An 18,699-nucleotide genomic window follows, 5' to 3' on the forward strand; every position below is an offset into this window, starting at 1 on the left:
ATGGAAGGTTTCGGACTTGTACTTATTATTTTACTCGGTGTTTTATTTGTTATTGTAGCCACGGCAAAATTCAACCTTCACCCTTTCCTTTCCCTCTTGATTTCTGCTTTTGCTATCGGGATTTTATCCGGTATGCCACTTGGGGATGTCGTAGCAGCCGTCAATGGCGGTTTCGGAGGATTGATGGGAGGAATCGGACTCGTCATCGTATTCGGTACAATCATCGGTGTCATTTTAGAAAAATCAGGAGCTGCCTTACGTATGGCTGAAGTCGTCTTAAGGATCGTTGGGGAAAAAAGACCACAGCTTGCCATGAGTGCCATCGGCAGTATTGTGAGTATTCCGGTGTTCTGTGATTCAGGATATGTTATTTTATCCTCATTAAAGAAAGCGCTTGCAAATAAAACGAAGGTTACCGTTGCATCCATGGCGATCGCCTTATCTACTGGTCTGTTCGCCACGCACACGTTAGTGCCACCGACACCTGGACCCATCGCAGCTGCAGGGAATATCGGTGCCCAAAACTATCTAGGAACGGTCATTTTATTCGGGATCATCGTTGCCATTCCTGCTATCCTCGTTGGATACCTTTGGGCGGTCAAAGCTGGTACTAAGATCCACATTGAGCAAAGTGAAGATGATGCTTTGTATGATTATGACGAGGTCGTCAGCAGCTTTGGTGATATGCCTTCGGCAGCTAAATCTTTCGCTCCTATTTTAGTTCCCATTCTTCTGATTGGATTCAGCTCTGTCATCACATTTGCTGGATGGGAAGGCCCGCTCTTTTCCTTTTTCTTATTCCTAGGTTCGCCTGTTGTCGCCCTTCTTGTTGGCGTCTTATTCGCCTTCACTCTTCTTCCGAAATTTGATGAAGAAACGCTTACCCAATGGGTTGGAATAGGAATTAAAGAAGCCGCTCCTATTCTGTTGATTACAGGAGCAGGTGGAGCTTTCGGTTCTGTCATCAGCTCTACAAGCATCGCTGATCTCATTAAAGGAATAGCTGGGAATGAGGTGGCGGTTGGAGCTGTATTCATCTTCATTCCATTCATCATCGCAGCCGCCTTGAAGAGTGCTCAAGGATCGTCTACAGCAGCGATTGTCATTACATCCACTTTGATTGCACCTCTCCTTCCGCAGATTGGAATCGAAGGAGCTGTACCACTAGCGCTCATCGTCATGGCCGTCGGTGCAGGTGCCATGGTTGTCTCTCACGTCAACGACAGTTATTTCTGGGTCGTTAAAGAATTCAGCGGGATGTCCATCACACAAGCCTACAAAGCGCAAACGATGGGAACACTGCTTCAAGGACTGACAGCCATTGTTGTCACTTCAATTTTATGGTTCGTTTTGGTGTAACATAAAAAGGGAGACCTCCAGATTGGAGGCCTCCCTTTTTTGACTTTTTCACACGATCTCCTGTGAAGCTTTACTGAAGAGAATTCCCTTACCAAATGAAATAAACAATCATAACCATTATTCCCCAAATCGGAAGAGAAAGAAAACTCGCCCATACAAGACCTTTAAAAAAGTTTCCTTCATATTCCTCCATACCATCACCTCTTAAGCAAACAGTATGGGCCATTCCATATATAAACTTACCCTAGATTATTTCACAAAATCCGACGTATATTTCCCAGGTAATAATTCAGTCTTGTCACTTGTCATCAAATTTCGCACAAAAAAAAGCTACCCTGTAAAGAGTAGCTTATGAATTATAATCCAGAATCATTTCTCGAACATCCTGCACTTCCTGATTCGGCACTTCCAGATAATAGATTCCATTGATTTTAGTGCCTGTACCTGTCATCTGGTATGTGGACAGATTTTCTCTCGCCCCACTGTAATTCTTCATTAAATCCTGCATCGTAGTGAAGTCCATATTCGTAGAGACATTCTTTCCAAGTACGTCCATGACGTTACCGATTTTACTGATGGAGCCAACATTCATCCCTTTATCAACGATTCCCTGGATAACTTTACGTTGGCGTTCATTACGCCCAAGGTCACCTTGTGGATCTTCGTACCGCATACGTACATAGCCAAGGGCTTCTTTCCCGTTCATGGTCAATTCACCTTTTTTATAATGGAAATTATTTTTCCCCATCCACTCGATATCATTTTGTATGGTAATTCCACCAACGACATCGACCATTTCTTCCAAACCTTCCATATTCACTTGAACATAATAATCAAGATTTATATCAAGAAAATTCTCTACTGTTTGAATGGCCATATCTGCTCCACCAAAGGCGTAAGCATGATTGATTTTGTCTAAATTGCCTGCATGAGAAGAATCGCCGACCATCTCCGTACGTGTGTCACGCGGAATGCTGATGATTTGGCTGCGGTTAGCGTTTGGATCGACGGACAAAACCATTAAAGCATCGGAACGCCCTGAATCTCCGGCTCTCTCATCGACGCCCATCAGCAAAATGTTGAGTGGTTCTTTTTCCTTACGCTTTTTTTCTGTTAGTTCATGATCAATGGATGCGACTTCTTTGTGCATCTTTGCATCCACTGTGTTCTTTGCCCCGCTGTAAAGGGAGTAACTATATACACCTGCCGGTACCAATAACAATACCAATAAAACAAGTGAAACCTTCCACCAGCGTGCTTTTCTCTTCTTATGTTTGTTAGAACGTTTCATTTACAATCCTCTCCACCTTATCTCTCTTTTTCATTCTATTATATAGCGAGAAGAAAAAACTTACAATTCTACAATTATAAAAACATAGATGACCTCCCATACTATTAAAAAGATGACAAGGAGATTTGAAGGGTGAAAAAAGTGCTATTTACCATACTGCCAATCCTCTACATGATTCTTATCTGGCTTCAATCGAGTCTGTCTATCGAAACCATTAAGGAGTGGATTTTATGACTCTAGGGTTTTTCCTGGAAAGTTTGCACCTGGTTGAGTTCGCATTCTTATACGTTCTCATTGTTCTTGCTCTTCAAGTCCATAACCGTTTCTCGAATACCACCAATTTGCTGGCTGCCATTCTTGCCTCTTCCTATGGTTTCATTGATGAAGTTCATCAATTGTTCGTTGACGGCCGCTCATTTACAATCAATGACCTGATCAAAGACTGGTGTGGAGTATGGATCACTTATTTTGTTGTTAAGCTCAAGTATTTAAGAAGGAATAAACATTTTCACGGTACTACGGAGGAAGACGTTGAAAATGGATGGGCTTCATTAAAACACAAGTTATAACGATCAATCACCCAATGTGAGCAGGGATGATTGATCATTTTCTATTTCGCCACTAAATGAGGGACTGGTTGTGTAACTCTCTTCTTCCCAAGAACCTTTCTTCTCAAAGTTTCTACCAAAGGTTTCTCTACCACGTTATAAACGATACAGCACGAAGCAATAACCAACAGAATGATTGTAATCATCCCGAAGAATGGATGGATGTGATCAAAGAAATGCAATTCAACAAATATCAGCAAATATCCTTTTACAAACGGACCATGGGCAATATAAATGGAGTAGGATGCTCCACCCAGATAAGATAAGAAGTGCGGGACATTTCTTTTGATCTTATCCTTTTCAGCTATCCCATACATCATTAACATGGAACAAAATCCGTACGCTAGAGATAATGGGATAAAGTTTAGCGAGTAAACATTATGAACCCATACCAGCAAATAGCCGGCCAGCCCGGTTACAATACAAAGTCCAGCGTAGTTATTTTTGTAATGAATAGAGAAGTAAGCTACGAGCGACCCACAAAAGATTTCCACTACACTAATACTGAAAATGGAGCTTGGAAAGAAGGAAACGATGTTCATTTCTCCAAGAATTGTAAGGCCTATCCATAAGCCTATGAAAGGTTTCATGATTACTGGTTTATACATATAAGCAAAGAATAAGAGATAAAAGAATACAATGTGAGTCAATGACCATGCTGAGCTTAAGATAGGCTCATTCGTCAATAACAGAAAAGACTTGAGGATGACCTCCATACGATAACCTTCCTGCAGCATGGGAAAGGCGATAGGAACGATTAATGCTAAGGTCGTAAAAAACCAATATAAAGGGAAAATCCTCAACAATCTTTTAATCAGAAACTGAGTGGCTTTTTCTTTGTTTCCAGCATGCTTATTGTAGAGGTAATAAATCATGAATCCTGTGACAATAAAAAAGAAATCTACGCCCCCTGTTCGATCCCATTGGGATACGTTAAACCAATCATAACCAATTTCCTGATAAAAATTATTGTTCGCATGGCCGATAAGTACAAATACGATAGCAAGAGCTCTGGAGATCTGGATAATTTCCATTTTACCGGAGTTGCGTTGTTTCATGATTTTCATCTCCTATGCTTACTTACTGAAGGTTTAAGTTCAAGAAGTTCGCGTATGTTTCCTCATCGCACGGACGGAATAATTCAAAAAATACCACAGCGTGGAAGGTAGGTTGCTGCGTCCGACTTTCCTGTAAGTATTCCAAGTCTTTCGTGCTGACTTCCACTTGTTGCTGGATAGCGATTCATCACATTTCCTATATAAAGCCAGTTCTTCATTTATTCCAAATGCAGTAACCCCTTGTGAGAGAATGGACATCCACAACCCATAATCTTCAGAACAATCTCTATAAAGAGGCATCTGCACGCTACCTAACTTTTCTTGGTTGAGCACCACCGTCAAAGTCCCTATTGCTGTATTCTTGAGTAAGTCTTTATATGTGATCTGACTAGGCATATGGAACACGACCTCTGTACGTCTGCCTTCTTCCTCCATAATTCTATAAGCCGTGTAGGAGAAAGAATAATCATTTTCATGCATAAAAGAAATTTGTTTCTCCAGTTTTTGTGGAAGCCATTGATCATCACTATCTAAAAAAGCAAGGTATCTACCTTCTGCAGCTAGAATCGCTTGATTCCTCGCAAAAGCAGGGCCTCCATTTTCCGCGAGTTGAATAAGCTTAATCCGTGGATCTTCCGATTGTTTGGCTTCAATAAGTTTTACTGAATGATCATTAGAGCAGTCATCCACGATAATCATTTCCCAATTCGTGTACGTTTGAGATTGAACGGATTCAATCGCCTCCATAATAAAATTGGCTGAATTGTACGACGGAGTAATGACGGAGACTTTCCCCATATCTTTCAAATCCATTTGAACATCTCTCCTCTTTAATGAATCGCCCTTTTCTTGCCCACGCTTTTCACGGTCTCTTTCACATCAACGCCTTGGGCCTGTTCGCGGTGGAAAACGACTTTCAATGTTGAAATCAATATTTTCCAATCTGCCAAAAGGCTGTAGTTCTTTACATAGGCTAAATCAAACCGCAATTTATCTTCAGCTGATGTGGTGTATTTTGCATGGACTTGAGCTAGACCCGTAATCCCAGGTTTAACTTCAAGCCGGTGGTGGTAGTCAGGAAATTGCTTATTGAACTGTTTCACAAAATATTCTCTTTCAGGTCTAGGACCAATCAGGCTCATCTCACCTTTCAATACATTGAACAATTGCGGAAGTTCGTCTATTCTTGTGGCTCGAATAAATGAGCCTACTGGAGTGATCCTTGGATCCCTGACAGTTGCTAAAACCGGTCCTGTTTTATTCTCCGCATCGGCAACCATACTGCGGAACTTATAAATCCAAAAAGGCTTTCCTTTCATGCCTAGACGCTGTTGTTTATATAAAGCAGGGCCGGGAGAAGTCAAAGGGATCAGCCATGCTAATAAAATCAATAGTGGGCTGGTAAGGAGGATTAACCCTATGGAACCAATGACATCCATCCCCCTTTTAAGTAATTGCTGAATAGGATGAATATGAAAAGGTTGAATTGAGAAGACGACTAAGTCTTCCATCTGATAGGTTTCAGCCCCTTGAATCCCCAGTTCATAAAGCTCAGGTACCACCAAAACTTCCTTCCCATATTTAGTAGCAAGCTGTACCATTTCCACCTTTTCTTTTGCACTAAAACCAGAACTAATCAACAACGTATCCGTATCCTTACCATATTTCCTTAAAACATCTTCATCCAAGGTTTGAGAGGAACCACAAATTCTATACCAATTTTCATTCTGCTCAAGATAATGATGTATTTTTGAATCATCATCCCCAATTAACCAGATCCTTTTTACAGATCTTTTCCTAATGAACGACCAGGCTAGCACTCTTACGAGTAGTAATAAGAGAGTCTGTAGGCTTATAGAAACAATCAAATAGCTAATACCGAAAGTGAACCATGATGTGAAAACGATTCCCAAGCTAATGAAGAAACCTAAGAAGGCCATTGAGAAAACGACAGAATACATAAAATCCTTGACCGATTTCCTTTCCCAGTTCTTATAAGAATCAGAGAATGTAAAAATCATATAAGCCATTCCTAATGCGAGAGGAAGTGATGCTGTGTGAAACGGAAAATCAATGATGGAGCTATCCTTAAAAGAGGTATAGGTTATCCAAAATCCACTTAAGAGCAGAGCCAGATCAATAAAAATAAAGGGGGCATAGTTTCCTTTGAACGATTGATTCATGTTACCCCTCTCCTCTCTTGAGTTGCTAAGTTTTACAACTCAATTAAGAATTTAAGTTCTTAATTGAGAACGATTGTGTAGAAATTTTCTCCCTATTACTAGCTTTTTTCACTTTTTCAAAAGGTTTTGATTTTAACATATAAATTTTCTTAATCAAATTCAAAGGATGATAATCAATTCGCTTCCCATCAACTAAAGAAATGTTCTCTCTTGCATAAGACATCGTGTGTAATCCATCTGGATAAAGGCTTCCGGGTGGCTGTTTCAATTGCGAAACTGGTTCTTCCTGAAATTCATCAGGACTTAACTTTTCTACTCTATTAAGAACAATACTCCCACCGTATGTGGATGAACAATTTTGCGCCGGCCGATATAATACATCATTGCACACAAACGGAGTACCTGCTGGTCTTGCTGAACGAATATCATGCTTGACCGGGTTTGCAGTGTGCTCTTCCCATTCACCGAGAAGGTGATCCGAGTAAAAGATATGAAGCTCATAATTCTCGGTTTGGTACGAGGAAGCCCTTGTACAAAACAGCCACCATCTTCCTTCCCAATGGATAATAGTAGAATCTACAGCGGCCATTCCTTTCAAGATGGTTTTAACTTCTTTCCATTTCTTATCCACTTCATTCCATTGGTGCAGCGTCACCTTTTTCGACTCTGATGTCTCAGGAATACAGTAGTAGTGATCCCCATCCTCAACAATATAAGGGTAGGACATATGTGAAGGTAAGTTCATCGTTCCCTTCCTCAACATATACTTCCCCTTATCTTCACCTTCGTTCATCAGATGGAATTCACTGATAAATCCTTTTACAACTTTATGGTCCACTTCTTCAAAAATCAGACGTAACTCGCCATTTGCTTCATAGGCGAAGGGGTCTGCATAATATAATTTTTTATCAGGGAACAACCATTCAATTTCTAATGGATCTCCACCCAAGAAATCATACAAAGGTCGTCTCACGATCCCGATATTCCAGTACTCGTACCCAAACAAGCGCTTATACCATCTTTTAACTTGATGTTTTCCTATTCGAAGTGAATACCTCATTCGTTTTATTGGTGAGACAGGCGTGTTTTTTTGTAACACACATTCATATAGAGCAGGTGTCTCCGAGACACCTTGGTTTATTTTTCTACAAATCTGAGCCGGCCACTCCAGGATCGCCTGTTCTATTTGTGACTTTTGTTTTTTAGCTGAAAAAAGAAACGTGGGGAGGGAACCCTTCATCAAATTTTGAACTTTACCAGCGGGAAGTAAGCGATCAAAAAATACTTCCGTATAAGACGATTCTTTCCATAGTTCATCTAAAATAGGTCCTTTTTCTTTCAAGTGGCGGAAGGACCACACACCGTAAGTGGGGAGATAAAGAAATTCGCCTTCAAATCTTACATCACTCAAATCCAAATAAAAATCAATAGGATATGTTCTTAAATGTAAGAGGTCCCTTTGCCTTAGTATGCCTTTCTCAACTTCGCATCTTTTGTAACTACAATGAGGAAATAGGTCCTTTATATTGTAGTCCTTATTTTTATAAGGGAGGTGCTTTCCTCCAGCATGAACCTTAATAACTAAAGAACACTCTAGACCTTCCATCTCATTTAGCTTTTGGAGCATTTCATATTTCCACTTCTCTCCTGAGAGTGAATGGACGATAATACCAAACTTCATTTTCTTCCCCTTCAAGAACCCTCCCCCTCTCTATACAATATCTTTTCGTTCCAGATATTCTTGCAGGGTCTCATCGACCATTTTTTTTAACGAAAACTCCTTTTCCACCCGACTCCGTGCTTTCATAGATAGTTCACGCTGCTTTGACGAATCTGAAAACAAAGTCAAAATCTTTTCATGGAACGCTTCCGTTGAATGTTCGGAAACAAGATAACCCGTTTGTCCTTCAAGGAGTGCTTCACTTATACCACCCCGGTCTATGGAAATAATGGGGGTTCCTACAGCCATGGACTCCAAAACGACCATTGGAAAAACCTCTCGATTTGAAGTAAGCAGCATAACATCCATGTCTCCGATAAATTTTTCTGGATGGTTGATTGAACCTAGCATCTTTACATTTCCAGATAAGCCATATCGGTTAATCAATGTTTCCAACTTGTTCCTTTCCGGTCCGTCGCCACCAATTACGAAATTGACATTTTTCATCCCATTGCACTTCCTGGCAATTTCAATAAAAAATTCAAGGTTTTTTTCTTCAGATAATCTAGCTAATGCTCCCACATTAAAGGCCTGACCTTCTTTCTTTTCTCTAAAGATAAATTGTTCCAGGTCTACGCCGTTATATATGGTTTTAAGAATATCCTTTCGAACCCCGGAGTCTAAGAGAGAATTCTTTTCAAAATCGCTCACGGTTATGATTCGATCGACAAACCTATTCATTATTGTTGAAAAAATTCGTCTGCTTTTTAATTCCAACCAAGTGATATTGTGCTTGGTGTAGAGAAGTTTAATAGGCTTACGTGTCATCATCTTTAAAGCGATCCCATACATAACCATCCTTAAGCTATTGGCATGAATGATAGATATACCGTTGAGCTTTACCACTTTTCTCAACTTCAATAAATTCCCATAATGTTTATCTCTTTTTAATTCAACATAATGGTCCTTATTTGCAATCCTATTTTGCAAGTCACCTGGACCCGCAGCATAGTAAAAATTGATGTCTGGATGTTCCAAATGATTTTCGAGCTTGCAAAAGTAAATTTCTGCTCCTCCGAAGCTCAATTTATCCGTTAGTAACAACACATTCATTGCAATCACCTCCACGTATATCAGTCATGACACTCTTCGTACCGCTGTGATAGAGGATGTACTTTCATGTCCTCCCATTCTGTATTGATTCAAATAGGTCGATAAGATCGCCAAAACCATAAAGAAGATGTCATTGATGATTACAGATAGAAATCCCATTTGAAGGACCATGCCTATAACTGTTAAAAAAAGATAAGGCTTATATTTGTAAATTTTGTTTTGATACAGTTGATAAACGATAAGGAATAAAAACAAGAGGTAGAAGAATATGCCAAGCAGTCCGGATTCTGAAAGAACATCCAAGAAGGTGTTGTGTACAGAGAGGTCATCCCCATACTCAAAAGAATTGTAATCTGCAAAGTTGAAGGCACCAATTCCTACAATTTTGTGGGTGGTGAAATATTCCCAGGCCCGCCCCCATAACGCAATTCGACCACTACCCCCGTCACTCGTAAAGTCGTTCACTCTCGATTCTAGTATTGAAAGCAAGTCAAATCTCAAGTAAACGATTGCTATATAGCAAGCAAAGGAAACAGAAATGATGACACCCATGGTCATTTTCAATTGTTTGAAAGGGTGGTTGATCATTCCATATAAAACAAAAAGAACCACCATGACGAGTAACCCACCTCTGGAAAAAGTGAGAATATTCGTTGTGACACACAAGATCAGCCCTGCTCTATTCAACCATCCTTTCGAGTTACATAGATAGTAGGCAAAGAAAACAGTATTATAAAAAACGAAAAAGTTAGGATCTTGGAGTAAGCCAATCAATCTAGGATAGTTGCGATCGATCATTAATCCGAATTGAGATATACGGATGCCTTCGGTATCAAAAAAGTAGCCGACACTTTTAAGTCCAATGACGTACAATAGAAGGCTGGCTGAATTGAAGATCACCCCTACATACCCAATACTCTTATCAATAATCGATTGATGGACGCCTTCTAATATGGATTTCATCACCATATAACAAAATAGATAAATGAAGGCACCAGCCATTATTCTTATACTTGAGGCAGGATACAGTGAGAATGCACCCGTAAACGAGTAAATCAGATAAAATGCAAGCATGGCCACTTCATACAATTGCAAATGATAGAACCGGAACTGACTGATCAAAATGACAAAATAGAGGAGGGAAAATATCATATAAGGTTTCAAGGAAAACCCAATATGGACACCATAATTAGCTAAAGTGATCAGCAAGAACAGTAAGAAAACTGTCCATTTCCCTTTATGATCCGTTGGCTTTTGAAGGTCCATTTTCCACCCCTCCTGCATGCTTGGGTACCTGTCCTTGTTTGTATTTCGATAGCCATTGTTGAGTATAAACATAGATTTTTCCCCTTAGTTCAGCGTCCAGCATAGGAAGCAGCAGCACAAGGATTGTATGGAGGCTAAGCGTAAGCATGGGATGAAAGAACTCCAGCCATTCCATTAGAAGTAAACCAGCAAAAAAGTAGGACAGATAAGGAAATAAGGACTTTTTGAACAGCAGCCACCGATTTGGTGAACATAACCAAAATCCTAAAAGAGCCAAGACTTCGATCGCCACTCCAGTAAAGGCCGCACCGATTACTCCATAAGAAAGACTTAGGGTTATGTACAACCCTGCACCCACAATCACAGTGACAAGTTGAATAAATGTACGGGAGTTTTGTTTTTCCATCGTTGTCAAACCGTCCGCTAATGCTATATTAATCGATTGAAGTAAAAGCATAAGGGAAAGGACTTTAAGTGGAAAAGCGGCCCCCAACCATTCCGTCCCGAACAAAACCTTGATGACATATTCTGAAAGATAAAAAAAAGGAAGAACCATCATCATACCGACCAATGACATGATTTTCGTCTGCGAAATTTGATGATTGAGATGTTCTTTTAGGTTTTGATTTTGGAAAGAACGAAATAAAACCGGATAGTATGCTCCTGCTACAATAAAAGGGATTTGCTGCAAAGCTTGTGGGATTCGATAAGCTACAGCGAACAATCCCACTGCAGCAATCGGAATCGTTTTCTCAAGAATGATCGGCCCGATATGTGGCAGCAAAACGAACAGGAGGCCTCCCAATGTGAAGGAACCCAGGTTTTTGAATAGACCTTTATGGAAAGGATAGGAAAACCGAATGGATACTTCCCTCATCACTAAGATCAAACCAAAAATTCCGGCCGTTAAATAAGATAATCCATATAACGTACACATAATGAGAGGATTTAACTGGAACCCCATCCCGATTACCATTGCTGTAACAAGGCAAAATGATGAAACCATACGAATCAAGCCGTAGTACTGCATTTTTTCAATAAGTTGATAGAAGGTCGTTCCTATACTTTGTAAAGCGACACCAGTAACCATAGGAATAATTAAATAGTAAGCCGTTCGAATCAACTCATCGTTACTTGAGTTGAACAAGTGAATGACGGAGAAACCTATGAAAAAGGTGGCAACAAGAAGAGCCAACCTCATCTTTACATAAGACGAAATCAGTGCCGATAATTTCACCCCTGGCTTAGAGCCTTCACGAAGCGTGATATCGCTCAACCCTGCATCAGTAAAGTACCCCATAATCATGGCAAAGGCTAAAGCGACACTAAACGTTCCATAATGGTTGGATTGGAGGTAGGAAGCCAGGACAATGAGAGCAGCAGCATTCAAAATACTCGATAAGGCCGTGCTGTAAAAAAGATGAAGGATGTTTGATGCAATAGAGTTTTTCTTTCCCTTCCCCACCTTCTCCTCCACCTCCTTCCAAATTAAATCTATCCCGTTTGTAGAATAGTGCCGAATACTTTTCTGCCAGACCTTTCAATGGCATCTACAGTGGTCACTAACTTTTCTTTCTTACTCTTATTTGTACGGGCGACCAAAACAACCCCTTCACAGCACTCGACTAACAATTGAGCATGAGCACTAGATGTAAACGTTGGCGCTTTGAATAATATGAGATCGAAAGCTCTCTTACATTCCTCAACGACCCCTTGAATTTTTTCAGGTATCCACATGTCATGTGAAAATCTCTGGGGAGACCCGCTGGTTAAGAGGCATAGGTTAGGGACCAGTGTCTCCCTGAGCATATTTTTCACACCTCTCCTTTCCAGAACAGCATCTGCCCACCCCAATCCATTCTTTGTTTGAAATAGATCATGAACTGTAGGAGACGATAGATCCGCATCGACCAACAACACTCTTTTACCTTGATGAGCCATTGCTATAGCTAATTTAGCAGCTATCAAAGAATTTTCCGTATGTTCATCTACTGATGTAAGCATCAAGGCCGAAGGTTCGTTACGGATGAACCGATTCACTTGTATTTGAATCATCCGTATTTGCTGAGTGCTCACATATTGTTCCTTGAGCAATAGTCTTTGTTTGATTTTCTCAGACACTGACCTCATTTTTTTTCTCCCCTTCTACAACTTCCATTCTTCTACCTCTCTGGGTCAGGTTATTTTCATGCCACTTCTTTTTTGAAATTTTCTTTTTCAAATGAAGATCACCAAGGACCGGAATCCCTAATTCTTTTTCTACTTGTGCAACGGTTCGGATAGAATCATCCAAATGTTCTCTAAGAAAGGCCATTCCAATTCCAGCCAATAACCCAATGACTAAACCAATGGCTAAGTTCAGGATAGTACTACCGACTTTTTCAGCGGTGGTGCCATTAGAAGAATCGTTTAAGATGTATATATCTTGGACATCAAATAATTGATTCATCTTGTCTACAGTAGTAGCAACAATCATGTTCGCTATTTCTTCTGTTTCCTCCGAACTGCTTCCTCTTACGACAACATTCACAATCTGTGAATTCCTCGTATTCTGTACGACTACCTGCTTTTCTATGTCTTCATAACTGATATTAAATTCATTACTCACAGAATTAAGTACGCTGGGGCTTTTAATAAAGTCGATCGTAGAGGCGAGCAGCATATTAAGTTCTCTTGACTCTGAATATTCCGTCGTTTGTTTGTTCAAATCGCCGACAACGATACTCTCCATCGATTCATACGTGGGCTTCATAAGAAATATTGAAACCGCTCCTACTAAAATAAACACGAAAAAGGTGACGAAAACGATTGTAAGGATTCTCGTTTTTAGGACAGAGAAGAAAGCTTTGATATCCATCTGATCTTGCATGAAAACCTCCACCTATTCATTAAAGTTTATATCTAGTACGTCTGGACTTGACGACTTCGACAATAGTCTATGGTTAATTGAAGACCTTCCGATAATGTATAGGAAGGATTCCAATGAAGGCATTGTTCAGCTTCCCTGTTTGAAAGCAGACTATGGCGGATATCACCTGGGCGTTCATCTTGGAAAGAGGGCATCATGGACTCGCCTATGTTTAAGTACAGTTCCTCGATAAGTTCTACGATAGAAGTTTTTGAACCTTGACTGATATTAAGCGTCTTACGATCGCCATCATGACAGGCGGCTACATTTGCTTTAGCTACATCTTTAACAAAGACAAAATCTCTCGTCTGCCTCCCATCCCCAAAAACGGATAAAGCTTCTCCCCTCAAAGCTCGATCGATGAACAACGCCACTACCCCCGCTTCTCCTTTTGTATTCTGCCTCATTCCATAGACGTTGGAATAGCGAAGAATCGTATAGTTCAGACCGAATGTGTTGGAAAACATTTGAATATAATGTTCTGCATGACTCTTGGACAACCCATAATAGGATAATGGATGAATAGAATGCTCCTCACCTATTGGTAAATATTCAGGCGCTCCATAAACAGCTGCGGAAGAGGCAAAAACAAACTTCTTCACTCCATATTTCACGCAGGCTTCTAACAGGTTTACTGTCCCTATTATATTTTCTTCCGCATCAAATCCAGGATATTCCATAGAAAAAGAAACCGATACTTGAGCCGCTTGATGGATAACGATATCCGGTCTTTCCTGAGCAAACACTAAATCCAAATGATCCTTGATATCCATGTTATAGTGAGTCACACGATCAGGAATGTTCTCTTTCGATCCTGTCGATAAATTGTCTAAAACGACAACATCGAAATTTTGCAAAAGTAATTCATCAACGATGTGTGATCCAATAAATCCAGCTCCACCGGTCACCAATACTTTCACAACTATCCACCTGCCCTTCTCATCTTCTTTATAAAGAACAAAACGATTTTCGTTCTCAATAAAGTATTGTTATGTTCATTATAGAGCGTATCCTGACAATTACAAACTCCAAATCCAGGATATTTGTTCTCAATAAGACACTTTTCGGGGATAATACTTCCATTACCTCTCTTTTTTTATCTTTTTCGTTCTTTTTTAAGAACTAAAAGAGTGATCCGTTTCAAATTATCAAAACGGATCACTCTTTTTTAGTGTTAGATCACCATACCCTCCTGCTTCTACATAGATAGGAGGAAATATGGAGCGGTTTTACCTATAATAATAAATATAATCAGCTGCATAAGCACAGTACACTTATTCTGGAGAATAAGAGTTATCATCCCCCTGGTCGACAATATATGTCTCATTCACATTAGAAATCAGAGTGTTCCTCATAGACTGTGCTGAGAAATTTACAATCTTAGTTTCCGAGACATAAGACTCAGCATCCCAAATCATCCCCTGAAAGCGGTTATCTGATCCAGATACGCGCAAAACTTCTTCAGTAGCATCCGATAATTGAATTTGAAAGTCAGTAAATTGATTCCCCGACACCTCATTAGGAATGGATTTTGAACTCTCCAAGACGATACATTGGACGCAATCGTCCAGCGTAAGGTTGATAAAACGATTGCCATTAACGAAGTTGTATTTTTCCGTTGGAATTTCAGCCTTGACGAGAACTCCGGTATGAAAACCTACAATTTTTAACGATAAGAAATCAATAAAACTAATAAACTCATCGGAATCGTCTGCTATAAGTGCTATAGCTGTTCCCGTATTTTCATCACTCATATTTATAATATTCACCCCTTCAATGCGAGAGGTCTCCCAAGACCAGAACTTTTGTTCACCATCAAAGTAAAGGACTTCAGAAGAGAATTTCGGGTCAGACACTGCTATCATCCCATTGGTGATTGAAGCATTTTTCATAATTTCAAAAACCCTGAAGTCCCCTTGAACTTCTAAAGTGGTATTCTTTCCTAATTCCAACTCAATTCCTTGTTTTAATACAATACCTTTACGAAGGATGAAACGTTGATTCCCTGTCGCCTTTACTTTTCCTAATCCAGATTCCGCACTATAATTAATGGCTTCTTGGATAGCTGCTGAGTCATCCTCATCATCATTTCCTTCAGCACCAAAGTCCTCAATATACACACTCTCTTTCCTTGATTTCCCATCAAACTTTTCGTAAACATATAAAGTACCGAGAATGAGTACAGCTAGTGAGAGCATTAAAACCTTGTAATTCACCGCATACGCTCCTTATGAATATTTTGGTAAGGAAGCCTTTAGTATAAAGCTCTACCGTACGTAAATAGACCGATGGTTCTATCACCTCTAGTCTTGTTTGGGAACAAATAAAGACTGAAAAACGCAAGCCTCTCCAGTAAGGGCTTGCGTTTTTTTAAGACATGTACATAAGGTCTAACATTCACTTTTGGTCTTAAATGTAGGTCAACTACTAAAAAATCCCCAGCCTTTTTTTGTTTCTGCTGCGCTCAGGTGGGTCCGTATACACCATTTCCCCATCAAGAACTACGTGAGCATTTTCCATGAGTTGATAAACGAGATCAGTCCCAAACTTTTTCTCGATTTTAGTATAGGCTTCTTTCATGAAGAAACCACGCTTCTTAGAGTCATGGGCATTAGAAGCTACAAGGTGGGTCAGGTTTAATTCAATCATTTGAAAAGAGAACTTTTGAATTTCTCTCCCTAATTTCCCGGCAATACTAGCAGCGGTTACTTGAGTTATGGCGCCATTCCTTACTAAATTATAAAGTTCATTCGGTTGCTGACGAATCATTTTATTACGCTCCGGATGAACGAGTACAGGCTTGTAACCAAGCAATTGAATCTCATAAATCATCTTTTTAGCATAATGGGGAATTTCGTGGTTCGGCAATTCGAGAAAAACATAGCCGCTACTTTGATTAATCGTTAATAATTCTTCTGATTTAAACGCATCAAGATCCCCATTAAGTCGAATTTCCTGTCCTGGTAATACGGTCAAGTCAATTCCTTGCTGAAAGAGTTCATCATTTAGCTGGGCGGTTTTCTGGATAATGAGTGATTTAGGGTTGCTATACCGTGTGTGAAGATGATGGGGAGTAGCGACAATTGTATCGATCCCTTGGTCAACAGCCGCTTTAGCCATTTCAACGCTTTCCTCCATCGTTTGAGCCCCATCATCCAATCCAGGTAATATATGACAGTGAAGATCGATCATTTACATTCCACCTCTTTGTATTTTTTTGAACTTAAATGGACAATAGTCCCTTTCCTAACATCTACACTAACTAGAAAATAATGTAATTTATCTATTAATTAGCTACTAACCTTAATCCAAGTTTTTCAAACAAAACAACATCATTTGATGGCCTCACGGATATTCATACATATAGATAACTGCTCTAGAAAGAATGTGATCCAGGCGCAACCTGCATATATTTGGTCTGGTATTTACTTCTTATCCATTTAGCTCTTCACGATCGTTAAGTGTTCTTTATTAAGAATGGTATAAAATGATTATATATCTTGCAGAGATATATGGGAACCCTCAAAAACACTCAAATTTCCCTTTAAAGAACAATTTCATATAAAAATCTTCTATATACTCCCTATAACATTAAAATAAGTAAATTATTTCCTTGTTTATTCTTTTAAAAGAACAGACTAATTTTGAGAAGCGAATACGACTTTACTTTTACTCAACAAAAGAGTAAATAAACTCTCAGAATTAGGTAATATATTTGATTAGCTCTATATATTTCTAGTATGAACCCGAACCAACTTTATTACATGTTCATATAATACAGGAGTAAATAATCGTAGTTATTTCATGTAAGAAAGATTTCAACTTCCTGGTATGGAAGAAATAAGATAGAAAGTCAGTGGAAAAATGATAAGAAGAGGTGTACCAATTGGTATATTCTAATGAAGAAATTCAGAATGAAATCAACAACTTGACAAGTGCCATAAATGGGATTGTGTCACTTTTATCCTCGAAAATTGAGGATAGTAATTCTCAGGGTTCCCAACCCGTCTATATTCGCGTATCTGACTTTTCAGGAGTAAGTGACGCAGATCGGTTACAGAAAGCGATTGACTACGCAGAACAACATTCTATTAAAACCGTATTTTCTGATGATCTTAGCTTTTATCTAGAAAGCACAATTACTATAAAAAAAGGGGTACGTCTATTGTCTGCCTACTCCACCGTATACACGTTGGGAGCGAATGTGGACGGATTTATCATAGAGCAAGATGCTTCTTTTTTGGGTGGAAAAGTTGCTATTGACGTATCTGGTTATACAAAAAAAGCGATTTCTTTGAATGGATCACAAAAGTTCTATAATACGTGGAACAATACACAGATCGATGATATTACGATCCTGAACTGGATGGGGGATAACGGGGGCACAGGGATTTACCTCTACTCTGGAGGAAACGAGCACGAAATCTCATTTGTAAACTTCAGCAACATTAAAATCGTAGGTTTTGAAAAGGGCATACACCTTCGCGCGACAAAACCTAGCAGCGGCAGGGCTTGGGTAAACGCAAATAATTTTGACAATATTGCCATTGAAGATTGTGTCCACATGATTGTGCTAGAAGGAAGCGAAACGGTCCCATTTGAAACAACAGGTAATATATTCTCAAACCTTCAAATCCAACCCTCTAATTCCACGAAGAAAATCATTACAGTCAGTGGCCAAGATAACAGATTTACAGGTATGGTTTGGGATTTATTTGAGATTACACATTCCGGATCTGTCGTAGATTTCACTTCTAGGTCTTCTTATAATTTCGTAGACTTATCCAGAAATGTGCCCCTGGATCGAGTCAATGATAAAGGGAGAAAGAACCTTGTCGTTAGTCACGATACGACTATAGTTGAAAAAAGAACGAGTGACCCTCTGAATCCCGTGTTGGGGCAAGTATGGCTAAGAACAGACCTTAATCCAACGACAGATGCTGTCTATCGAATCATGACCAGCGCAGGAGTTATGCATCTTCCTTTAAAACCAGTATGATTAGAAGTCCTTACATTCTTGGGAAACCTATATCTAAATATAAATTGTGTCAAATGATGAACACTTAAGACTACAACTTTATTGCGAACGGTAGTCTTTTTTTATTTTTCTGAATAATTAGTAGATTATGTTGAATAATATCCCCTTTTTGATAAATTAGAAAATGTAGGATAAAAAGAGGTTCTAAAGGAAGGGGTCATTTTATTGAAGAAAACGTCAAAGATTGTAACATCCGCTTTAGCCTTAGCACTCGC

16 protein-coding genes are annotated in these 18,699 nt (G+C 39.5%); 3 read left to right on the forward strand and 13 right to left on the reverse strand.

Translation table 11 applies throughout. The features are described 5' to 3' along the window. On the forward strand, window positions 1–1,359 hold the full coding sequence (locus K2225_RS08110; protein WP_220584284.1) for a GntP family permease: 1,359 nt from the start codon (window positions 1–3) through the stop codon (window positions 1,357–1,359). 349 nt (window positions 1,360–1,708) lie between these two features. Here K2225_RS08110 and K2225_RS08115 read toward each other — a convergent pair whose 3' ends face one another. Further along, window positions 1,709–2,650 (reverse strand): LCP family glycopolymer transferase, encoded by a 942-nt coding sequence (locus K2225_RS08115; protein ID WP_220584285.1) that lies wholly within the window; start codon window positions 2,648–2,650, stop codon window positions 1,709–1,711. Between the two features lie 230 nt (window positions 2,651–2,880). Here K2225_RS08115 and K2225_RS08120 point away from each other — a divergent pair, with 230 nt between their 5' ends. Continuing rightward, the gene (locus K2225_RS08120) at window positions 2,881–3,219 is read left to right on the forward strand and encodes a VanZ family protein (RefSeq protein ID WP_220584286.1); all 339 of its coding nucleotides are present in this window, start codon (window positions 2,881–2,883) and stop codon (window positions 3,217–3,219) included. Window positions 3,220–3,260: 41 nt separating this feature from the next. On the opposite strand, the gene K2225_RS08125 is transcribed toward K2225_RS08120, so the two are convergent. The 12 genes from K2225_RS08125 to K2225_RS08180 all read right to left on the reverse strand — a co-directional run bounded on the left by K2225_RS08125 (window position 3,261) and on the right by K2225_RS08180 (window position 16,638). After that, window positions 3,261–4,316: an acyltransferase family protein gene (locus tag K2225_RS08125; protein ID WP_220584287.1), complete on the reverse strand. Its 1,056-nt coding sequence runs from the start codon at window positions 4,314–4,316 to the stop codon at window positions 3,261–3,263. Window positions 4,317–4,355: 39 nt separating this feature from the next. After that, window positions 4,356–5,129: a glycosyltransferase family 2 protein gene (locus K2225_RS08130; protein ID WP_220584288.1), complete on the reverse strand. Its 774-nt coding sequence runs from the start codon at window positions 5,127–5,129 to the stop codon at window positions 4,356–4,358. A gap of 17 nt (window positions 5,130–5,146) precedes the next feature. Beyond that, complete coding sequence (locus K2225_RS08135) at window positions 5,147–6,499, reverse strand: sugar transferase (protein ID WP_220584289.1); 1,353 nt, start codon at window positions 6,497–6,499, stop codon at window positions 5,147–5,149. A gap of 43 nt (window positions 6,500–6,542) precedes the next feature. Further along, a complete protein-coding gene (locus K2225_RS08140; RefSeq protein ID WP_220584290.1) occupies window positions 6,543–7,472 on the reverse strand; it encodes a glucosamine inositolphosphorylceramide transferase family protein in 930 nt (309 codons plus the stop codon). 738 nt (window positions 7,473–8,210) lie between these two features. Then, complete coding sequence (locus tag K2225_RS08145; protein WP_220584898.1) at window positions 8,211–9,272, reverse strand: glycosyltransferase family 4 protein; 1,062 nt, start codon at window positions 9,270–9,272, stop codon at window positions 8,211–8,213. A gap of 24 nt (window positions 9,273–9,296) precedes the next feature. Next, window positions 9,297–10,538 carry an O-antigen ligase family protein gene (locus tag K2225_RS08150; RefSeq protein WP_220584291.1) on the reverse strand — a complete coding sequence of 414 codons (1,242 nt, stop codon included), beginning with the start codon at window positions 10,536–10,538 and terminating at the stop codon, window positions 9,297–9,299. Next, complete coding sequence (locus K2225_RS08155) at window positions 10,510–12,003, reverse strand: oligosaccharide flippase family protein (protein WP_220584292.1); 1,494 nt, start codon at window positions 12,001–12,003, stop codon at window positions 10,510–10,512. The genes K2225_RS08150 and K2225_RS08155 overlap by 29 nt, the downstream gene beginning before the upstream one ends. 29 nt (window positions 12,004–12,032) lie before the next feature. Further along, the gene (locus K2225_RS08160; protein WP_220584293.1) at window positions 12,033–12,668 is read right to left on the reverse strand and encodes a CpsD/CapB family tyrosine-protein kinase; all 636 of its coding nucleotides are present in this window, start codon (window positions 12,666–12,668) and stop codon (window positions 12,033–12,035) included. After that, a complete protein-coding gene (locus tag K2225_RS08165; RefSeq protein WP_220584294.1) occupies window positions 12,652–13,407 on the reverse strand; it encodes a YveK family protein in 756 nt (251 codons plus the stop codon). Before K2225_RS08165 ends, K2225_RS08160 begins: the two co-directional genes overlap by 17 nt. A gap of 32 nt (window positions 13,408–13,439) precedes the next feature. Then, on the reverse strand, window positions 13,440–14,366 hold the full coding sequence (locus K2225_RS08170) for an NAD-dependent epimerase/dehydratase family protein (protein ID WP_220584295.1): 927 nt from the start codon (window positions 14,364–14,366) through the stop codon (window positions 13,440–13,442). A 354-nt stretch (window positions 14,367–14,720) separates the two neighbouring features. Further along, a complete protein-coding gene (locus K2225_RS08175; RefSeq protein WP_220584296.1) occupies window positions 14,721–15,662 on the reverse strand; it encodes a hypothetical protein in 942 nt (313 codons plus the stop codon). Between the two features lie 211 nt (window positions 15,663–15,873). After that, window positions 15,874–16,638: a tyrosine-protein phosphatase gene (locus K2225_RS08180; RefSeq protein ID WP_220584297.1), complete on the reverse strand. Its 765-nt coding sequence runs from the start codon at window positions 16,636–16,638 to the stop codon at window positions 15,874–15,876. A gap of 694 nt (window positions 16,639–17,332) precedes the next feature. Here K2225_RS08180 and K2225_RS08185 point away from each other — a divergent pair. Beyond that, window positions 17,333–18,445: a hypothetical protein gene (locus K2225_RS08185; protein ID WP_220584298.1), complete on the forward strand. Its 1,113-nt coding sequence runs from the start codon at window positions 17,333–17,335 to the stop codon at window positions 18,443–18,445. Window positions 18,446–18,699: the final 254 nt, after the last annotated feature.

It is taken from the genome of Halobacillus sp. Nhm2S1 (genome assembly GCF_019599545.1).
Classification (GTDB): domain Bacteria; phylum Bacillota; class Bacilli; order Bacillales; family Halobacillaceae; genus Halobacillus.

Excerpts from the sequence above, each read along its gene's own strand:
- K2225_RS08110 (WP_220584284.1), top strand. The coding sequence starts at position 1 with ATGGAAGGTTTCGGACTTGTACTTATTATTTTACTCGGTGTTTTATTT.
- K2225_RS08115 (WP_220584285.1), bottom strand. The coding sequence starts at position 2,650 with ATGAAACGTTCTAACAAACATAAGAAGAGAAAAGCACGCTGGTGGAAG.
- K2225_RS08120 (WP_220584286.1), top strand. The coding sequence starts at position 2,881 with ATGACTCTAGGGTTTTTCCTGGAAAGTTTGCACCTGGTTGAGTTCGCA.
- K2225_RS08125 (WP_220584287.1), bottom strand. The coding sequence starts at position 4,316 with ATGAAACAACGCAACTCCGGTAAAATGGAAATTATCCAGATCTCCAGA.
- K2225_RS08130 (WP_220584288.1), bottom strand. The coding sequence starts at position 5,129 with ATGGATTTGAAAGATATGGGGAAAGTCTCCGTCATTACTCCGTCGTAC.
- K2225_RS08135 (WP_220584289.1), bottom strand. The coding sequence starts at position 6,499 with ATGAATCAATCGTTCAAAGGAAACTATGCCCCCTTTATTTTTATTGAT.
- K2225_RS08145 (WP_220584898.1), bottom strand. The coding sequence starts at position 9,272 with ATGAATGTGTTGTTACTAACGGATAAATTGAGCTTCGGAGGAGCAGAA.
- K2225_RS08150 (WP_220584291.1), bottom strand. The coding sequence starts at position 10,538 with ATGGACCTTCAAAAGCCAACGGATCATAAAGGGAAATGGACAGTTTTC.
- K2225_RS08160 (WP_220584293.1), bottom strand. The coding sequence starts at position 12,668 with ATGAGGTCAGTGTCTGAGAAAATCAAACAAAGACTATTGCTCAAGGAA.
- K2225_RS08165 (WP_220584294.1), bottom strand. The coding sequence starts at position 13,407 with ATGCAAGATCAGATGGATATCAAAGCTTTCTTCTCTGTCCTAAAAACG.
- K2225_RS08180 (WP_220584297.1), bottom strand. The coding sequence starts at position 16,638 with ATGATCGATCTTCACTGTCATATATTACCTGGATTGGATGATGGGGCT.